At 27.0% G+C, this 20,532-nt stretch carries 15 protein-coding genes; all 15 read left to right on the top strand.

Annotated elements, in window-relative coordinates; all coding sequences use genetic code 4:
* Window positions 1-274: 274 nt before the first annotated feature.
* The 15 genes from MYPE_RS05445 (at window position 275) to MYPE_RS03455 (ending at window position 20,413) form a co-directional block, all read left to right on the top strand.
* Entirely contained in the window at window positions 275-1,594 is a 1,320-nt protein-coding gene (locus tag MYPE_RS05445) for a P35 family lipoprotein (RefSeq protein ID WP_011077501.1), read from the top strand.
* Between the two features lie 304 nt (window positions 1,595-1,898).
* Window positions 1,899-3,050, top strand: a complete 1,152-nt coding sequence (locus MYPE_RS03520; protein ID WP_011077500.1) for a P35 family lipoprotein — start codon at window positions 1,899-1,901, stop codon at window positions 3,048-3,050.
* A 334-nt stretch (window positions 3,051-3,384) separates the two neighbouring features.
* Complete coding sequence (locus tag MYPE_RS03515; RefSeq protein WP_011077499.1) at window positions 3,385-3,864, top strand: flavodoxin; 480 nt, start codon at window positions 3,385-3,387, stop codon at window positions 3,862-3,864.
* 163 nt (window positions 3,865-4,027) lie between these two features.
* Window positions 4,028-4,483, top strand: a complete 456-nt coding sequence (locus MYPE_RS03510; RefSeq protein ID WP_011077498.1) for a DIP1984 family protein — start codon at window positions 4,028-4,030, stop codon at window positions 4,481-4,483.
* A 594-nt stretch (window positions 4,484-5,077) separates the two neighbouring features.
* Window positions 5,078-6,232 carry a P35 family lipoprotein gene (locus MYPE_RS03505; RefSeq protein WP_011077497.1) on the top strand — a complete coding sequence of 385 codons (1,155 nt, stop codon included), beginning with the start codon at window positions 5,078-5,080 and terminating at the stop codon, window positions 6,230-6,232.
* A gap of 304 nt (window positions 6,233-6,536) precedes the next feature.
* The gene (locus MYPE_RS03500; protein ID WP_011077496.1) at window positions 6,537-7,598 is read left to right on the top strand and encodes a P35 family lipoprotein; all 1,062 of its coding nucleotides are present in this window, start codon (window positions 6,537-6,539) and stop codon (window positions 7,596-7,598) included.
* Window positions 7,599-7,945: 347 nt separating this feature from the next.
* Window positions 7,946-9,100, top strand: coding sequence for a P35 family lipoprotein (locus MYPE_RS03495; protein ID WP_011077495.1), 1,155 nt, complete (start codon window positions 7,946-7,948; stop codon window positions 9,098-9,100).
* A 287-nt stretch (window positions 9,101-9,387) separates the two neighbouring features.
* A complete protein-coding gene (locus tag MYPE_RS03490) occupies window positions 9,388-10,554 on the top strand; it encodes a P35 family lipoprotein (RefSeq protein ID WP_011077494.1) in 1,167 nt (388 codons plus the stop codon).
* 288 nt (window positions 10,555-10,842) lie between these two features.
* Entirely contained in the window at window positions 10,843-11,979 is a 1,137-nt protein-coding gene (locus tag MYPE_RS03485; RefSeq protein WP_011077493.1) for a P35 family lipoprotein, read from the top strand.
* A gap of 166 nt (window positions 11,980-12,145) precedes the next feature.
* Window positions 12,146-12,709: a hypothetical protein gene (locus MYPE_RS03480; RefSeq protein ID WP_011077492.1), complete on the top strand. Its 564-nt coding sequence runs from the start codon at window positions 12,146-12,148 to the stop codon at window positions 12,707-12,709.
* Between the two features lie 354 nt (window positions 12,710-13,063).
* The gene (locus MYPE_RS03475) at window positions 13,064-14,230 is read left to right on the top strand and encodes a P35 family lipoprotein (protein ID WP_011077491.1); all 1,167 of its coding nucleotides are present in this window, start codon (window positions 13,064-13,066) and stop codon (window positions 14,228-14,230) included.
* Between the two features lie 294 nt (window positions 14,231-14,524).
* Window positions 14,525-15,676 (top strand): P35 family lipoprotein, encoded by a 1,152-nt coding sequence (locus MYPE_RS03470; protein WP_011077490.1) that lies wholly within the window; start codon window positions 14,525-14,527, stop codon window positions 15,674-15,676.
* A gap of 297 nt (window positions 15,677-15,973) precedes the next feature.
* Window positions 15,974-17,110 (top strand): P35 family lipoprotein, encoded by a 1,137-nt coding sequence (locus MYPE_RS03465; RefSeq protein WP_011077489.1) that lies wholly within the window; start codon window positions 15,974-15,976, stop codon window positions 17,108-17,110.
* 293 nt (window positions 17,111-17,403) lie between these two features.
* Complete coding sequence (locus MYPE_RS03460) at window positions 17,404-18,573, top strand: P35 family lipoprotein (RefSeq protein WP_011077488.1); 1,170 nt, start codon at window positions 17,404-17,406, stop codon at window positions 18,571-18,573.
* Window positions 18,574-19,252: 679 nt separating this feature from the next.
* Window positions 19,253-20,413 carry a P35 family lipoprotein gene (locus tag MYPE_RS03455; RefSeq protein ID WP_011077487.1) on the top strand — a complete coding sequence of 387 codons (1,161 nt, stop codon included), beginning with the start codon at window positions 19,253-19,255 and terminating at the stop codon, window positions 20,411-20,413.
* Window positions 20,414-20,532: the final 119 nt, after the last annotated feature.

Genomic DNA, 20,532 nt, shown 5'->3' with positions numbered 1-20,532 from the left:
TGTAATTTTATTAAAAATATTTAAAGTTCAAAAGAAAATATACACTCTATAAAAAAAACAACTTGAACCAAACAAGTGTTAAAAATATATGCATTTATTTAATTGGACATATTACTTTTTTTAGTTAATAATAAGTAATTAAAAATTAAAAGAGAAATAAGTAGGTAAAAAGAACACAGAAGTAAAATTGTTTTTACTTTGTTTTTTCTTTTATTTATTTAACTATTATTTTTTTATTTATTAAATTACAGAAAGGAATGATTATTAACTAAATATGAAAATTAAAAAAATAAAATTATTAAAAGCTTTAGCATTAACAAGCACTTTAGGAATTGTTTCAATAGTTCCAATTATTATTTCTTCTTGTTCAGTTGCAGACAATAACACAAATGATAACTCAAATAATAATAATAATAATAACGGTAATAACAGCAACAATGAAAACAACTCTGGTCAAGGTAATGGTGATAGTAATAGCAATAACCAAGGTGAAAGTAATCCTAATGAAAACAATGGGAATGGTAATCAAGGAGACCAACAAACTGAAACTATTACTCCTAAAATAAAATCAACAGTAACACTGGGTGGTGCTTTAAGTAATATCTATGACACAGCTAATACTAGTAATACAAATAATTTAATAGCAGATGAAATTAAAAAGAATCTTAGTGAAGTATTTGATAACGGGGAAGCATTAAAAGACATTTCTAGTTTAGACATTAGTGTAAATCATAAATTTCCAGATTCAACTTGGACTGGTTTGCCTTTTAACCATTCATCGGATGGTTCAAGTGTGTTTTGAGGGAACGATCAAGCAGACCAAACTAGTATACTAATTGAACCAGAAAATAAATTATTGTATCCATCTAAAACTCAACCTCTTACTATTTCATCATTAAGTGATTTGAAAACACAATTGAATGATTCAAAACTTAAAGAGATTCTTAAAGATACCGAAACAAAACCAGAAGCTAACACAACATATAGTGTTGACAATGCTTTAGGTTTTACTAATAAAGCTTTAGGTTCTGACAATAAAGATTTACTTCATGTTAATGTTGTAGGAACAACAAAAGTAGAAGGTTCAGAAGATACTACTACTAACTATGATTTACAAATTCCAGTTTCAGATTTAAATCTAAAATTAACTGATTTAGAAGTAACAGTTAAAGGGGATAATGTAACTACATCTACATTAAGAACAACATTAACTTATAATATTGGAATTAATGATTCTACTAATCAAGATAATGAAGGTGCTAAACCTCAAGCTACTGAATCAGATGCTGGGAAGCTAGATACTATATTAGTTAAATTTGGATATGCAAATGAAGGAACTCAAGGTCAAGAAGCAACATTAAATAATGAGAACTTAATTGAAGGTTTAGGAATTTATAATGTTACTTTTTCAAAAGACTCTAATTCTAAAATAGAACCCAAAACTAATAGTGGTAATGAAGAAAATGAAAAAACATATACAATCACATTAAGTGCTAAACCAAATGATGGATATGTATGAGAAGATGGAACTAGCACGGCAAAAAACATTTCTTTTGATGTAATTCTTGATATTACTGCAGCTGCGCAACCATAAAATTTGGTTATAAATAAAAAATAAACTAAGTATTTTATTAAATAAAAAAGTAGAGTTAATTGGAATTAACTCTACTTTTTATTATGCATTAGTTTAACATATTTCATTTATATACCAAAAATGGTTTATATAGTCATTAATTAGTACTGAAAATGAAATAAAACACATAAATTTTTTGTATTTATTTGAATTTAATTTCAGATAATTCCAATTACCTCTCCTTAATAATTATTGCCTTAGTTTAACTGGTAAATTTGTCTTTTTTATATTTCAAATTTTGAAAGGTAATAATTATTAACTAAATATGAAAATTAAAAAAATTAAATTATTGAAAGCTCTTGCATTAACCGGAGCTTTTGGAATTGTTGCAACAGTTCCAATAATTGTTTCATCTTGTTCTTCTACTGATAATGGTGGATCAGGAAATAATACAGGTGGAAATGGAAATCAAGGTGATGGTGGAGGATCAGGCAATACTGACCAACAAGAAAATAAAACTGTTAAGCCAGAACTTAAAGATAATGTGGAATTAAATGGTAAATTAAGCACTATTTATGGAACAGATTCTAAAACTACAAATGAATTAATATCAGAAGATATTAAAGCAAATCCAGAAAATTATTTTACTAATGGTTCTGAATTAAAAGATGTTATTAATCAATCTACTGTAACTGTAGATGGTGGATTTAGTGCATCTCAATGAACTGAAGGAAGTGATTATACTACATGATCTGCAGTTACAGGAGTTGTTAAAGTTACTTACCCTGCTGCTGCACCACAAATAGATATTGCTTCATTAAATGCATTAAAACAAGAAACATTTAAAGATGATACTACTATACAAGCTTTTTTAACTGCTGCAAATTTAAGTTTTTCTAACACTTCAAGTTTTACAGTTGAAAATAAATTAGGCTTAACAAATGGAGACTTACTTCATGTAAATATAAAAGCAAATAGAACTGCAGCTAATGGAGGAAATCTTAATTTAGATTTACAAATCCCTGTATCTAACATTAACTTAAAAACAATACTTAAAGTTTCAGTTAGTGCAACAAATAATTCTACTGGAACAAATATAGAAGCAGTAAGTGATTTAACTACAAACTTTAGTTACAACATTGGAATAGATTCAACGCTTAACTTTACTCAAACTGGTACTGCTCCTACTGCTACTACAGCTGAAGCTAATAATGCAACAGAAGTTCTTAAAAAATTAGGGTATCAAACAGGCAATAATTTGGATAATGATAAAATATCAGCAGCTCTAGGAATTTACAATTGTAAATTTACTCCTAAGAGTGCTACAGAAAAACAAGGTGCTACAGCAGGTCTTGGTGGTAATAAAGTTTATACTGTTGTAGTAGATGCAGCACCATATGATTCTAACTATGTTTGAGATGATGGTTCAACAGATACTAAAGAGTTTTCTTTTGATGTTAGTTTAACTGTAAACTAAATAAGTTTTTAAATAACAAAAATCTATATTAAAAAAATTTAACAAAAAGTAGAGCTAATAAAATTTGCTCTACTTTTTTGTTTTATACATTTCCTTTTCATAGATATAAATTTTTATTTAATAATGGTTTTGAAAAAAATTATTTTAAATTTATTAAAATTCAATAATCTTGTTAATTTTAAAATTATCTTTTTCATTAAAATTTGTGTTTAAGATTTGAAGAAATTTTTGTAAACTAATTATTTATATAAAACCAATCTAATTGCAATTGACTTAAACCTTACTTTAAGTTTTACAATGATAACAAATCATATTAATTTAAAGGAATAATATTATGGCTAATAATAAAACTTTAATTGCTTATTTTTCATTAACTCAAAATACTAAAAAAGCAGCAAATGCATTACATTCAAAAGTTAAATCAGATGTTTTTGAAATATTAGCAAAACAACCATATACAGCACAAGATATTGATTACAATACAAAAGATTGTCGTGCAGAAGTTGAAGCTAATACAGATGCAAGACCAGAAGTTGCTAATAAAATAGAAAATTTTGATGATTATGATGTTTTCTTTATTGGATTTCCAATTTGATGATATACAGTTCCAAAAGTTGTTTGTACTTTTTTAGAATCTTATGATTTTAAAAACAAAACAGTTATACCTTTTTGTACATCAGGAGGTTCTTCTTTAGAATCAATAATCTCAGATTTTAAAAAATGTGTTCCTAATGCAAATGTTAAAAAAGGAAAACTAATTAGTAGTTATTCATTAAATAATGATATTCAAAGTCTAATTAATCAATTAGATTAAAGCTTAATAAATTTATATCTTTAATTTAAACAACATAATATTTGCTTGTATTTAAGTGTTTATATACATTAGATATTATTATGGTAAAGTTTTTAATTTTCCAATTAGTCTTTTAAATTTAATTCTTGTTAGAATATAGTAATTAATTACTTAAGGGAATATTATGAAATTAGCAGAAGCTTTACAAGAAAGAGCAGATTTAAGCAGAAGTATTGAAGAATTAAAAAATCGTTTAAAAACTAATGTTTTAGTTCAAGAAGGAGAAAAACCTTCAGAAGATCCACTTAAATTAAAACAAGACTTAGATAATGCAATTGAACGTTTTCATTATTTAGTAGCCAAAATTAATTTAACTAATTCTTTAATTAAAGTTGATGGAATTACTTTAACTGAAATGATTGCTAAAAAGGATGCACTTTTAGTTAAGATTCAAGCTTATAAAGATGTTGCATATTCTGGAAGCCAAGGTTCATATCGTGCAAGAAATAGTGAGATTAAAATTAAATCTACTATTATAGTTTCTAACTGACAATCTAAAATTGATAGTATGTCTAAAGAACTACGTTTATTAGATAACAAATTACAAGAAAGTAATTGAGCAATTGATCTAATTGAATAATTGTTAAGTTGGTAACAATTACAGGGCGAATATCACGCAGGCAACAGCGTTAGTTGCAATCCTTGTTGAAACAATATAATTAAATTTAAATTAAAAATACACTTATTGTTATAGCTAATAATGCAAAAGTGTATAGTTATTAATTATTGTTTATTACCATGATGTTGACTGTATTGTGAGGGAGGTTTGGGGTTTGTTAACAAACAAAGAGACATTTAAAAAATGTCTTTTTTTAATTCTGAAAATTATTAAAGTTATTTTATTTAATGATATAAATCAATTTAGATTTATTTAGTTAATGCTTTTTTAATACTAAATTTGAAATTCCATAACTTAAAAAAGGTAGAGTTAATGTAAATTAACTATACCTTTTTTGTTTTTATCTATTTAACATATTTCATTTATATATCAAAATGACTTAATATAGTTAACAATTAGTATTCAAAACAAAATTAAACACATATATTTTTTGCATTTAGTTTATCTTTTGTAGAAATAATTTACATTATCTCTACTTGCTGTTTTTCTTATTTAACTGGTAAATTTGTCTTTTTTAAATTTCAAATTTTGAAAGGTAATAATTATTAACTAAATATGAAAATTAAAAAAATTAAATTATTGAAAGCTTTGGCTATGACCGGGGCTTTTGGAATTGTTGCAACAGTTCCAGTGATTGTTTCTTCTTGTTCTTCAACAAGTGATAACAATGGAAATAATAATGGTGGTAATGGAAACCAACAAACTCAAACTATTACACCTGAACTTAATGAAACTGTAAACTTAAGCGGTTCTTTATCTGATATTTATGATTCAACAGGAACTCTAAATGCGAATCAAAAAATAGCTGCTGATATTAAAGATAATCATTTAAGTGATGTTTTTGCCAATGGTCAAGCATTAAGTGAAGTATCTGATCTATCTGTTACAGTTAGTGGAGAATTTTCAAGAGCATTATGAACAGGTTTAACTTTTAATGGTGAAACTGGAAATTGAGAAGATTCTGAAGATAATTCAAATAATATAACAATTGCAGATGCAAACAAGCTTGTATATACATCTGAAAGTGATCAAATAAATATTGAATCATTAGATGATTTGCACAATAAACTAAGTGTAAGAGAAACTTTAAAAACTGCTTTAGAAAATGCTGGTGTTGCTAGTATTCCAGAAACTACTACATTAGCAGTAAGTAATAATCTAGGTTTTACAAATGGAGACTTACTTCATGTTAATGTAACTGCTACACCAACAGGAGCTAGTGCAACTGCAACTAATTATGATTTACAAATTCCTGTTTCAAATCTTAATTTAGTGGTTCCTAATTTAACAATTACTGTTGCTGGAACAAATGTAGGTGAAGCTAATAGAACTACAACTAACTTTAATTTTAATGTTGGGATTGATCCTACACTTAATTTTAGTCAAACAGGTAATGCCCCATCGGCAACAACTGATGAAGTTACAGGAGATGATGCTGCATCAACTATATTACAAAAATTAGGTTACACTACTGCAACTGGTAGTACTGATTTAAGCAATGACAAAATTTCAGCTGCTCTAGGAATTTATAATTGTAAATTTACTCCAACAAATGCAACTGAAAATACTAGTGCTACTGCAACAAACAATGGTAATAAAGTTTATACAGTTACTGTAACTGCAGAACCATATGATACAAGTTATGTATGAGATGATGGATCTTCAGGTTCTAAAGAATTTACTTTTGATGTAAGCTTGACTGTTAATTAAAAGTTAATTTAAATACTATAACAAACTACATATGTTAGTGTCATTATAAAAAGTAGAGTTAACACCAATTAACTCTACTTTTTATATTTTTATCTATTTAACATATTTCATTTATATATCAAAAAGACTTAATATAGTTGTTAATTAACACTAGAAATAAAATAAATAACATAAATTTTTTGCATTTAGTTTAGATTTTGTAGAAGTAATTGGTGTTATTTCTACATACTAATTTTTCTATTTAACTAGTAAATTTGTTTTTTTTAAATTTCAAATTTTGAAAGGTAATAATTATTAACTAAATATGAAAATTAAAAAAATTAAATTATTGAAAGCTTTGGCTATGACCGGAGCTTTTGGAATTGTTGCAACAGTTCCAGTAATTGTTTCATCTTGTTCTTCTACAAGCGATAACAATGGTAATGGAAATACTAATGGAAACACAGAAACACAAAAAGTTACTCCAGTACTAAAAGATTCAGTAGACTTGAAAGGTTCATTAAGTAAAATTTTTGATACTACTGCAACTGATGCTGCTTCTAGAAAATCAACTAACACTTTAATTTCTGAAGACATTAAAGCAAATCCTGAAGACTACTTCACTAATGGAAGTGATTCTAATGTACAAAGTGCAATTCAAAGCGCAACAATAGATGTTGAAGGCAATTTTTCTAATGCATCTTGAACTGGAAATGCTTATGATACTAACACAAATACATGAAGTGGTGTAACTATTGAAGATGCAAACAAGTTAGTTTATACTTCAAATTCAGCACAATTAACTTTTAAAGATTTAGATGGTTTAAAAGCAGAATTAGAAAAAACAACTGGAACAGATAGTAAAACTGTTGCACAAGTTGCATTAGAAGCAGCAGGAGCAACTTTTGCATCAGGAACTACTATAACTATTGAAAATAGATTAGGATTTACAAATGATGATTTAATTCATGTAAATGTTAAAGCTGCTCCATCATCTGGGAATCCTGTAAACTATGATCTTCAAATCCCTACTTCTGACTTAAACTTATCTGTTACAGGTTTAAGCATTAAAGTAACAGGGGAAAATATCACTGAAGGTGAAAAAACAACTACAAACTTCACATATAACATTGGTATTAAAGAGGGTGTAATAGTTCCAACTGATAAACCCAATCTAGCTACTGCAGATAAAGGTACTCAAATGAAAGTTATGGAAGCATTAGGTTATACAAACACTGCTGGTGATGCTTTAGATGATAATAAAATTTCAGTTAAATTGGGATTATACAATTGTAAATTTACATTGGTTTCTGCTACAGAAGACACAAATAATGCAGGTACATTTACAATTAAGATAAGTGCTACTCCTAATGAAGGATATGTTTAAGAAGACGGAACAAATAGTGCCAAAGAATTCACATTTGATGCATCTTTTACACTAACAAGCTAATTGATTTTAAAATGATTATTAATTAAAAAAGTAGAGTTAACTTGAATTAACTCTACTTTTTTTGTTTTTGTTCATCTAACATATTTCATTTATATATCAAAAATAGCTAAGTTAGTTATTAATTGATACCTAAAAAACAATTAAGCACATATATTTTTTGCACTTTGTTGAATTTTATTTAGAAATAATTCAAGTTATTTCTCCTATATGTTTTTTGTTATCTAACTGGTAAATTTGTCTTTTTTAAATTTCAAATTTTGAAAGGTAATAATTATTAACTAAATATGAAAATTAAAAAAATTAAATTATTGAAAGCTTTGGCTATGACTGGAGCTTTTGGAATTGTTGCAACAGTTCCAGTAATTGTGTCAGCTTGTTCTTCAACAAGTGATAATAATGGAAACAATAACAATGGTGGTGACACTAATCAACAAACTCAATCTATTACTCCAAAAATTAAAACTGAATCTAAATTATCAGGTGCTTTAAGCAATATTTATGATACAGCTAATACTGGAAAAACAAATGAGTTAATTGCAAATGAAATTAAAAAGAATCTTAGTGAAGTATTTGAAAATGGTGAAGATTTAAGTAAAGTAAATGACTTACAAGTATCAGTTACTCACACATTTCCAGCATCAACATGAACAGGATTAAGTTTTGATGCAGCAAGTGGTAATTGAAAACACTCAACTGATTCTAATCAAGATGTAACAATTACTGATGCTAATAAATTATTATATGCATCAAAAACTCAAGCACTTGATATTTCATCATTAAGTGATTTAAAAACTCAATTAGATGATACTAAACTTAAAGCAATTTTAACTGACACAGGAGTAACTCCTGCTGCTGATACTACATATAGTGTAGCTAATGCTTTAGGTTTTACTAATAAAAAGAAGGATGACACAAACAATAGAGATTTACTACATGTTAATGTTGTAGGTACAAAAACAGGATCAAACCCTGGAACAACTAACTATGATTTACAAATCCCTGTGTCTGATCTTAACTTAAAACTTACTGACTTAAGTGTTACAGTAAAAGGAACTAATGTAGCTGAAACAACAGAGAAAACTACATTAACATACAACATTGGAATTAATGATGTGGTTGAATTTGTAGACCCAAGTGCGAAACCTACTGTTGCAGCAAGTGTTAAAACCAACAAAGAAACAATGAATGCTTTAAAAGCATTAGGATATACTGCAACTGTTAGCGGACAAGATCAAATAGACAATGACAAAGTTGCTGCAGCATTAGGTATTTATAATTGTACATTTACTTTAGCTGCAGAAAACCCTTTGGTAATTGATGATGCTACTAATAAATTCACTTTCAATCTTGTAGCAACACCAAATTCAGGTTATGTTTGAGAAGATGGAACTAACACTGCAAAACCAGTTCAATTTGCAACTGATTTTACAGTTAGCTAATTAAAAATAAATAAGCAAGCTATATAAGAAAAAAGGTAGAGTTAATAAAGATTAACACTACCTTTTTTATTTTTATCTATTTAACATATTTCATTTATATACCAAAAACAACCTAGATTGTTAATAATTAATAATCAATATGAAATAAAGTACAGAAAATATTTGCATTTTATTACCTTTATTTAGAAGTAATCTTTATTATCTCTACTTACTAATTTTTCTATTTAACTAGTAAATTTGTCTTTTTTAAATTTCAAATTTTGAAAGGTAATAATTATTAACTAAATATGAAAATTAAAAAAATTAAATTATTGAAAGCTTTGGCTATGACCGGAGCTTTTGGAATTGTTGCAACAGTTCCAGTAATTGTTTCTTCTTGTTCTTCAACAAGTGATAACAATACAGGTGGGGATGGCAATGGTGGAGGAACACAAACTCAAACTATCACTCCACAATTAAAAGATAGTGTTAGTCTAAGTGGACCATTATCTGATATTTTTGATTCAACAGGAACTCAAAATGCTAATGAAAAAATAGCAGCTGATATTAAAGACAATCATTTAAGTGATGTTTTTGATAATGGAGATGCTTTAAAACAAGTAAGTGATTTAAAAGTTACTGTTGCTGGAGATTTTAAAAGAGATAGTTGATCTGGTGGTACTTATGATGCAGCTTCAGGTGGTTGAAAATCTGATTCAGGTGATGTAACAATAAGTGCAGCAAACAAATTGGTTTATGCTTCTGAAAGTCCTCAACTTAATATCAGTTCACTTAATGACCTTAAAACACAATTAAGTGTTAAAGCAACATTAAAAGAAGCATTAGAAAAAGCAGGAGTTTCCACAATTGCTGATACTACAACTTTAGCAGTTAATAATAACATTGGGCTAACTGATGATTTGTTACATATTAATGTTTCATCTACTCCACAAGTAGCATCAGGCCAAACAGCTACTACAACTAATTATGATTTACAAATTCCTGTATCTAACATTAATTTAGTTGTTAACAATTTAACTATTACAGTTGCTGGAACTAATGTAGGAGAAGCTACAAAAACTACAACTAATTTTAAATTTAATGTTGGTATAGATGCAACACTTAGTTTTAAACAAACTGGGACAGCGCCAGATGTATCAAAAACAGAATCAGAAGCTGAACAAGCAACATTAGCATCTACTATATTGCAAAAACTTGGTTATGTAAGTTCTGGAAATACTTTAAGTGATGATAAAATTTCAGCAGCTTTAGGAATTTATAATTGTAAATTCACTCCTAAAAGTGCTACTGAAAATACTGAAGTTCAACCTGATTCAGGAATTACAGGATCAAATAAGGTTTATAAAGTTACTGTAACTGCAACACCTTATGATACTAATTATGTTTGAGATGATGGAACAACAGGTCCTAAAGATATTTCATTTGATGTAAACCTTAAGGTTGCTACTAGTTAATATTGTTTCAAATTTAAACAAACTATAAACAAAAAAGTAGAGTTAACGATAATTAACTCTACTTTTTGTATTTCTATCTATTTAACATATTTCATTTATATATCAAAAACCTATGATATAGCTAATAATTAATTCTCAAAATAAAATAAATGACATATATTTTTTGCATTTAGTTAAGTTATTTGGAGAAATAATTATCGTTACTTCTACTATCTATTTTTCTATTTAACTAGTAAATTTGTCTTTTTTAAATTTCAAATTTTGAAAGGTAATAATTATTAACTAAATATGAAAATTAAAAAAATTAAATTATTGAAAGCCCTTGCATTAACCGGGGCTTTTGGAATTGTTGCAACAGTTCCAGTAATTGTTTCATCTTGTTCTTCAACAAGTGATAATAATACAGGTGGAGATAATAATGGTGGAGGAACACAAACTCAAACTATTACTCCACAAATCCAATCTGCTGTTACTTTAAATGGTGCATTGAGTGATATCTATGATACTGCTAATTCTTCTTCTGAAAATACTAATGCTAAAATAGCAGAAGAAATTAAAAACAATCTTGAAACAGTCTTTACAAATGGTGCTGCTTTAAGTGATGTTAGTGATTTAGAAATTACAGTATCTCATAATTTCCCAGAATCAACTTGAATTGGAACTGCTTATTCTGGGGACAGTGGTTGATATTCTGCACAAATGGACACTGTTCTATATGATTACACATTAAATCCTCTAACTATTTCATCATTAAGTGATTTAAAAACACAACTAAGTGATTCAAAAATTCAAGAAATTTTTACAGCTGCAGGTACAACTACAACTACTAATGCTACATATGCTGTTCAAAATGCTTTAGGTTTTACAAATAAAAATAATGGAGCAGAAAATAGAGATTTACTTCATGTTAATGTTTTAGAAACAGTTCCAGGTCAAAGTGGAGGAGATCCTACTACAAAGAATTATGATCTTCAAATTCCAGTTTCAGACTTAAACTTAGAACTTAAAGATTTAAGTGTTACAGTAAAAGGAACAAATGTTGCTGAAACTACATTAACAACTACATTAACTTACAACATTGGTATTAATGAAGCACAAAACTTTACACAACCAACTACTAATCCAACAGTTCAAGGTTCTGATATTCAAAACGATGATGCTAATGCTGCCAATAAAGCTTTGGTTGCATTAACTTATGCAACAGAGGCAGATGGTCAAACAACATTAGATAATGAAAAAATCTCAGCTGAACTTGGTATTTACAACAGTGTATTTACTGCGGTATCTATTAAACCTGTAGATGGTGGAAATAATCAATATACTATTACTTTGAGTGCTACACCAAAAGATGGTTATGTTTGAGAAGATGGATCAAATACTGCTAAACAAGTTTCATTCAATGTTACTTTCACAGTAAATTCTTAATTAAATTTGTAAACTGTATTTATTAAGCAAACTACAAATAAAAAAGTAAAGTTAATTTTTATAACTTTACTTTTTTCTTTTTAGAACATATTACTAATATATAAGATTGCTTTCAATACATTTTAATAAACTATAATAGAACCATTGTAAAATCATATTTTTATCTATGAAGAAAAAGAAAGTAAATAAAACTATCATTTATTATGCAATTTTTATATTCTCTGCATTACTAATAATATTTGGATCTATTTTCTCAGCAACTAACTATAATTCATTTAAAAATTATCAAATAGCAAAAGAATATTATGATTTAAATAACAATGAAAAATCATTTAATGAATTAGTACAAGATTTTAATAGTGAGTTTAATAAATTATCAAATTTAGAAAAAGAACAAAAGACAAAAGAATCAATAGAATTTTTTAAACAATACCCAACATTCAATGATTTTAAAAAAGCTAATCCAACACTTACTAATAATGAATTAGCAGAATATAAATATTATCAATTTAATTATTATTACACTATAGATGGTTCTATTTTTATAGTTAGTTTATTTTTGTTATCACTAGGATTAACTATATCTATATCTGTATTACCTCCTTTTGTGTTGATGGTTAAAAAAAGAAAAGCTACATTTAATAAAAATAATTCAGATAGTGGCAAAAGAAAAAACAAAACTGTAAATAAAAATAGAAATTACAAAAAGCAAAATAATAAGAAAAAGTAAAAATACTTTTTAATATTTTTCTTTATATAATAATGTTTTATATAGAAAAGTAATTTGAATATTTTTAAAGTCTATATATTGATAATTATGAATATCAGAAAAAAGTAGAGTTAACTCAAATTAACTCTACTTTTTTTGTTTTTGTTCATTTAACATATTTCATTTATATACCAAAAATCACCAAGATGAGGACTAAATAAAGACATCAGTTAAATAAAGCACATAGATTTTTTGCATTTTCTTTAGTTTTTGGAGAAATAATTTGAGTTATTTCTCCTAACTTTTTTCATTTAACTGGTAAATTTGTCTTTTTTAAAATTTCAAAATTTGAAAGGTAATAATTATTAACTAAATATGAAAATTAAAAAAATTAAATTATTGAAAGCTTTGGCATTAACCGGGGCTTTTGGAATTGTTGCAACAGTTCCAATAATTGTTTCTTCTTGTTCTTCAACAAGTGATAACAACACAGGTGGAAACCAAGATGGGCAACAAACTCAAAAAGTTACTCCAGTATTAAAGGATGAAGTAGATTTAAAAGGATCATTAAGTAAAATTTTTGATACTACAGCAACTGATGCTTCTTCTAGAAAAAGCACTAATACTTTAATCTCAGAAGATATTAAAGCAAACCCTGAAAACTATTTTACTAATGGTAATGAAACTAATGTAAAAGAAGCTATTGAAAAAGCAACAATTGATGTTGAAGGTAATTTCTCTAATGCTTCTTGAACTGGTAATGCATATAACACAACTTCAAATGGATGAGACGGTGTAACTATTGAAGATGCAAACAAATTAATTTACACTACAAGTTCAGCACAATTAACTTTTAAAGATTTAGATGGTTTAAAAACTGAATTAGAAAAAAATGGAACAGATAATAAAACAGTTTTACAAAATGCATTAGAAGCAGCAGGGGCAACAATAGAAGCTGATACAACCTTAACTATTAAAAATAGAGTTGGATTTACAAGTGGTGATTTAATTCATATTAATGTTGAAGCTGATAAAAGTGGAACACAAACTCAATATGATCTTCAAATTCCTACATCTAATTTAAACTTATCTGTAACAGGTTTAACTATTAAAGTTAGTGGGGATAATATAAATACAAATGAAAAAACAACTACAAACTTTAAATATAATATTGGAATAGATTCAACTCTTGGTTTTGAACAAGCAAAAGGTGCAGCTCCAGAAGAGACTGCAAATAATCTTAGTGATGCAGCTACTGCAGCTAAAAACATCTTAGTAAAATTAGGTTATGTAACTACTACAGGTGGATCAGATTTAAGTAATGATAAAATCTCAGCAGCTTTAGGAATCTATAACTGTAATTTTACTCCTAAAAGCGCTACAGAAAAACAAGGTGCAACACCTGATGCTGGGGTTACTGATGCAAACAAAGTTTACACTGTTACTGTAACTGCAACTCCTTTTAATGATACTTATGTATGAGATGATGGATCAAGTGGTGAAAAAGATTTCTCATTTGATGTAAGTCTTAAAGTAAACTAAAAGATTAAGTTTTTTTAAAACAAACTATATTAAAAAAAGTAGAGTTAACTGGAATTAACTCTACTTTTTTGATTTTTATCTATTTAACATATTTCATTTATATACCAAAAATGATTCTTATTGTTGATAATTTGTAACCAAAATCAAATAAAAGACAAAAAATATTTGCATATTGTTTGAATTTTTTAGAAATAATTCCAGTTATTTCTACAAACTATTTTTTCTATTTAACTGTTAAATTTGTCTTTTTTATAATTTCAAAATTTGAAAGGTAATAATTATTAACTAAATATTATGAAAATTAAAAAAATTAAATTATTGAAAGCTCTTGCATTAACCGGGGCTTTTGGAATTGTTGCAACAGTTCCAGTAATTGTTTCTTCTTGTTCTTCAACAAGTGATAACAATGTAAATGGTAATGGTGGTCAAGGTGGAGACCAACAAACACAAACTTCTGTTAAACCAGACTTAAAATCAGAAGTTAATTTAAGTGGTAAATTAACAGGTGTTTATGATACTTCTGCAGACAACAGAAAAGATACTAATACTTTGATAAGTGATGATATCAAAGCAAACCCTGATAAATACTTTAATAATGCTGCAGATATTAAAGATGCTATTAAAGATGCAAAAGTAACAGTAAATGGTAATTTTAGTGCTTCAGAATGAAACACTCAAGGTGCTAAAGACTATGCTGAATGATCTAAAGATAATAGTCAAGCTATCCCAACAGTTACTTACCCAACTGCTGCAAAACAAATTGATATAGCTTCTTTAAATGAATTAAAAACAGTTACTTTTAAAGATTCAGACACAATTAGTACTTTTATAACAGAATCAAAAATAACTATTGATAAATTTTCAGAAATGGAAAAATTTAGAGTAGAAAATAAATTACACTTATCTTCTGGTGATTTACTTCATGTAAATTTAAAAGCAGATAATAAAACTACTGGTCAAGCAGGATTAAACTTAGATTTACAAATCCCTGTGTCTAACATTAATTTAAAAACAAGTCTTACAGTTTCAGTAGATGCAACTACAAACACTACCGGAAATAAAATAGAAGCTGTATCAGATCTTAAAACAAACTTCAGTTATAACATTGGTATTGATAGTACTGTGAATTTTACAGATCCTAAAATTTCTCAAAGCTTAACAAAAACAGAAGCAGATGATGCTACAGAAGTGTTAAAGAAATTAGGTTATGCTGGTACTGATGGAACTATTGATAATGATAAAGTTTCTGCAGCTATTGGAGTTTACAACTGTAAATTTACTGCAGTTTCAAGCAAAGAAGATACTACTGTTTCAGCAAAAACAGGTAAAAAGGCTTATAAAGTTACTTTAAGTGCTGAACCGTTTGATTCAAATTATGTTTGAGATGATGGTCAAATAGGTGCTAAACAAGTTGATTTTACTGTTCAATTAACTGTTAACAACTAATTAATTAATAATACAAAACAAACAATTAATACTAAAAAGGTAGAGTTAATGAGAATTAACTCTACCTTTTTTATTTTTATCTATTTAACATATTTCATTTATATACCAAAAATGGCTTAGATTGTTAATAATTAATACTCAAAATGAAATAAAAGACAAATATTTTTTGCATTTTGTTTTAAATTTGTAGAAATAATTCTCATTATTTCTCCTTATTAATTTTCATCTATTTAACTAGTAAATTTGTCTTTTTTAAAATTTCAAAATTTGAAAGGTAATAATTATTAACTAAATATTATGAAAATTAAAAAAATTAAATTATTGAAAGCTTTGGCATTAACCGGAGCTTTTGGAATTGTTGCAACAGTTCCAGTAATTGTATCTTCTTGTTCTTCAACAAGTGATAACAATGGAGGAAGTAACAATAATGGTAATGGTGATAATCAACAACAAACAGAATTAACACCAGCATTAAAATCAAATGTTAATTTACAAGGTAAATTAACTGGAATCTATGATACTAATACAACTGATAGAAAAAATACTAGTACTTTAATTGTGGCTGATATGAAAGCAAACCCAGACAATTATTTCACTAATGGTAATGAAATTAAAGAAGGAATTCAAAGTTCAGAAATAACTGTTGATGGAGGATTTAGTACAACTTCATCATGAGATGGGGATGCATATGATACATGAAAAACTGGCGCTACTCAAGTTATGTATCCTACTGCTGCACCTCAAATTAATATAGCTTCATTAAATGATTTAAAAGAAACAACTTTTAAAGATGAAACAGCTATAAATAAATTTTTTACAGATGCTAGTCTATCTGAATCTGTAAAAGATGTTACAGGTCTAAATGTTGCTAATAAATTACATCTAGAAAATGGTGATTTATTACATGTAAATGTTAAAGGAACAAAAACTGATAAATCAGAAGTTAAAATTGATCTACAAATCCCAGTTTCTAATTTAAATTTAAAAACAACTTTAAAAGTTTCTATAAAAGGTGGAACTAACATTAAAGAAGTAACTGATCTTGAAACAAGTTTTAGCTACAACATTGGTATTGACGCAACTCTTAACTTTACACAAACAAAAGGTACTGCACCAGAAGTGACTTCAAGTGATGTTAGTGATGAAGCTGCTGCAGCTAAAGCTATCCTAAAAAAATTAGGATATACAACTGGAAGTGATGATGCCATAGATAATGACAAAATTTCAGCAGCTCTAGGAATTTATAATTGTAAGTTCACTGCTAAAACTGCTAAAGTAAATGATAAAGAAACACCAAATGCAGAAGTTACTGGTTCAAATAAAGTTTATACAGTAACTGTAACTGCAACTCCATATGACTCAACTTATGTTTGAGATGATGGTGCTGAAGGTGGTAAAGATATTTCATTTGATGTAAGTCTTAACTTAAAGTAATCTAAAAACTTAAAATTAAAACAAACTATTAAAAAAAGTAGAGTTAACAGGTATTAACTCTACTTTTTTATTTTTATCTATTTAACATATTTCATTTATATACCAAAAATCATTTAGATTGTTAATAATTCATACCTGAAATGAAATAAAAGACATATATTTTTTGCATTTTCTTTGCACATTTTTAGAAATAATACCTGTTACTTCTACTTGGAAATTTTTCATCTATTTAACTAGTAAATTTGTCTTTTTTAAAATTTCAAAATTTGAAAGGTAATAATTATTAACTAAATATGAAAATTAAAAAAATTAAATTATTGAAAGCTTTGGCTATTACCGGTGCTTTTGGAATTGTTGCAACAGTTCCAGTAATTGTTTCTTCTTGTTCTTCAACAAGTGATAACAATACAGGTGGAGACACTAATCAAGGTGGAGGAACTGGTGGAGACACTCAATCTGAAAAAATCACACCTGAATTAAATGACAAAGTTAGCTTAAGTGGTTCGTTAAAAGATATTTATGATTCTACTGGAGCTACTAAAACAAATGAATTATTAGCAAAAGAAATTAAAGATAACATTAATACTGTTTTCAAAAATGGTGAAAAATTAGAAGCTGAAACAGATTTGAAAATTACTGTAAATGGTAATTTTCCAGAAACTTTATCTAACTGAAAGGATCTTCCTTATATAGATTCTACAGAGGCAAGTAATCCTACTCCTGCTAAAAGTTGAAGTGCTACAACAAACTTGCAAACAGTAGTTTATGCTACTTCTTCAGAACAAATAAATATTAAATCTTTAGATGACCTTCATACACAATTAAGTGTAGAAAAAACATTAAAAGATATACTGAAGGCTGCAGGTGTTACAAACACAGATACATCAACTTATGAAATAAAAAATAGACCTGGGTTAACAAATGATGACTTGATTCATGTTAATGTTGGAGGTACAGCAAATGATACAAACAAAACTAAAACTATATATGACCTTCAAATCCCTACATCTGATATTAATTTAGTTGTTAGTGATCTATCTGTTAAAGTAGAAGGAAAAAATATTGAAACAACAGACAGCACAAAAACAACTACTGAATTAGACTTTAATATTGGAATTGATTCTACTACACACTATAACCAAACAATTGATGTAACTGAAGCAGATGAAAAAAATGTTGAAGTAAACAAGGTTTTAGAAACATTAAAGTTTGTTAAAACTGATAAAACTATAGATAATGAAGCATTAATAAAAGAACTAGGTGTTTATAATGTTACTTTCTCTTTAGATGGTGCATCTATTGCTAAAAAAGAAACTACTGCAAGAGCAGCTACTCCTACAGAGTATGTAGTAACTTTAAAAGCAACTCCAAATAAAAATGATAAAAATACTTATGTTTGAGATGATGGAACATCTGGAACTAAAGATATTACTTTCCCCGTAACAATAAAAATCGGATCATAATAGAACATTAAATAAAAACAAACTTTAAAAGTAGTGTTAATAATTAACACTACTTTTTTCATTTATATAAATTGAAACAATTTTTTTGTTAATACTGACAATATATGATTAATCAAATAAAAGCCTTTAGTTATTTAAATATAAAATATAAAAAACATTATTAAAGTTCAACAAGACCAGACAAGAGAAGTTGCTATAAAAAATTTACGTTGTTTTGGTTATTAAAATAAAAATATATTAATTTTTTAAATAAATTAATTTATTTTTGTTTTCAACAACACATAATTAATTTGTTAGTTAGTTTAAAAACTAAACAATAACTTTATTACTCAAAGAATTCAGGTTAAGAATATTTACATATCATTATAAAAGTCTATGAATTTCACAAAAGCAATATTTTTATAAAAGCAAATATCACAAAAAAAAGTAGAGTTAACGCCAATTAACTCTACCTTTTTATTCTTATCTATTTAACATATTTCATTTATATCTTAAAAACACTCCAAGTGATTATTAATTAATATGAATATCAAAATAAAACACATATATTTTTTGTATTTATTTCAACTTTTGTGGAAGTAATTGGCGTTACTTCTACTTGTTAATTTTTATTTATTTAACTAGTAAATTTGTCTTTTTTAAATTTCAAATTTTGAAAGGTAATAATTATTAACTAAATATGAAAATTAAAAAAATTAAATTATTGAAAGCTTTGGCAATGACCGGGGCTTTTGGAATTGTTGCAACAGTTCCAGTGATTGTTTCTTCTTGTTCTTCAACAAGTGATAACAATACAGGAGGAGAAAATAATAATCAACAAACTCAAAAAGTTACTCCAGTATTAAAAGATTCAGTAAGTCTAAGTGGTTCATTGAGTAAAATTTATGACACTACTACAGGTGAAAATAGAAAAACTACTAATGACTTAATTACTGAAGATATTAAAGAAAATCCAGAAAATTATTTTACTAATGGTAGTGAATCAGCAGTAAAAGAAGCTGTTAAAAATGCTACTGTAACAGTAGAAGGAAATTTCACTACTGCAGGATCAGAATCTCCTTGAAAAGAACTTCCTTATCTTGATTCTTCAGAAACAAGTGAAAATGCAACTGCTGCTAAAAGTTGAAAAGCAACAACAGGTTTACAAGAAGTTACTTATGCTACAAATTCAGATCAAATTGAAATTAAATCTTTAGATGATCTTCATACTAAATTAAGTGTGGAACAAACTCTTAAAGATGCTATGAAAGGTGCAGGTGTAGCTGATACAGATACTACAACTTTCACGATTAAAAATAGAGCTGGTTTCACAAATGGTGATTTAATCCATGTTAATGTTGAAGGAGATAAGAGTGGAACTAAAACTCAATATGATCTTCAAATTCCAACATCTGATATCAACTTGTCAGTAACTGATTTAACTATTAAAGTTGAAGGAACTAATATTGAAACATCTCAAAAAACAACAACAAATTATGATTTCAATATTGGTATTGAACCAGAAACACATTATGACCAAGGTAGTACAACTGTAACTGCAGCTAATGATGCAGCTGTAACAGTAAATAAAGTTCTTCAAGATTTAAGCTTAGCAACTGATGCTAATGGTACATTAAATAATGAAGCTTTAATTAAAGCACTTGGAGTTTATAATGTAAACTTCTCTAATCCTACAATTGCTCCAAAAGAAGGTGCAACAACTAGAGCAGAAAAAACTTATACTATTACTTTAGATGCTAAACCACAAAGTGAAAAATATGTTTGATCTGATGGTTCTGATTCTAATACTACTAAAAAAGTTACATTTGATGTAAAAGTAGATGTTACTACTACTTCATAATTAAATATCTAAATATTTTTAAAACAAACTATCAATAAAAAAGTAGAGTTAATAAGAATTAACTCTACTTTTTTCATTTTTATCTATTTAACATATTTCATTTATATACCAAAAATAAG

This window comes from Malacoplasma penetrans HF-2, from assembly GCF_000011225.1.
Lineage (GTDB): Bacteria > Bacillota_I > Bacilli_A > Mycoplasmatales > Mycoplasmoidaceae > Malacoplasma > Malacoplasma penetrans.
The sequence above is the reverse complement of the archived record's forward strand: the minus strand, read 5'-3'. Positions and strand labels throughout refer to the sequence as shown.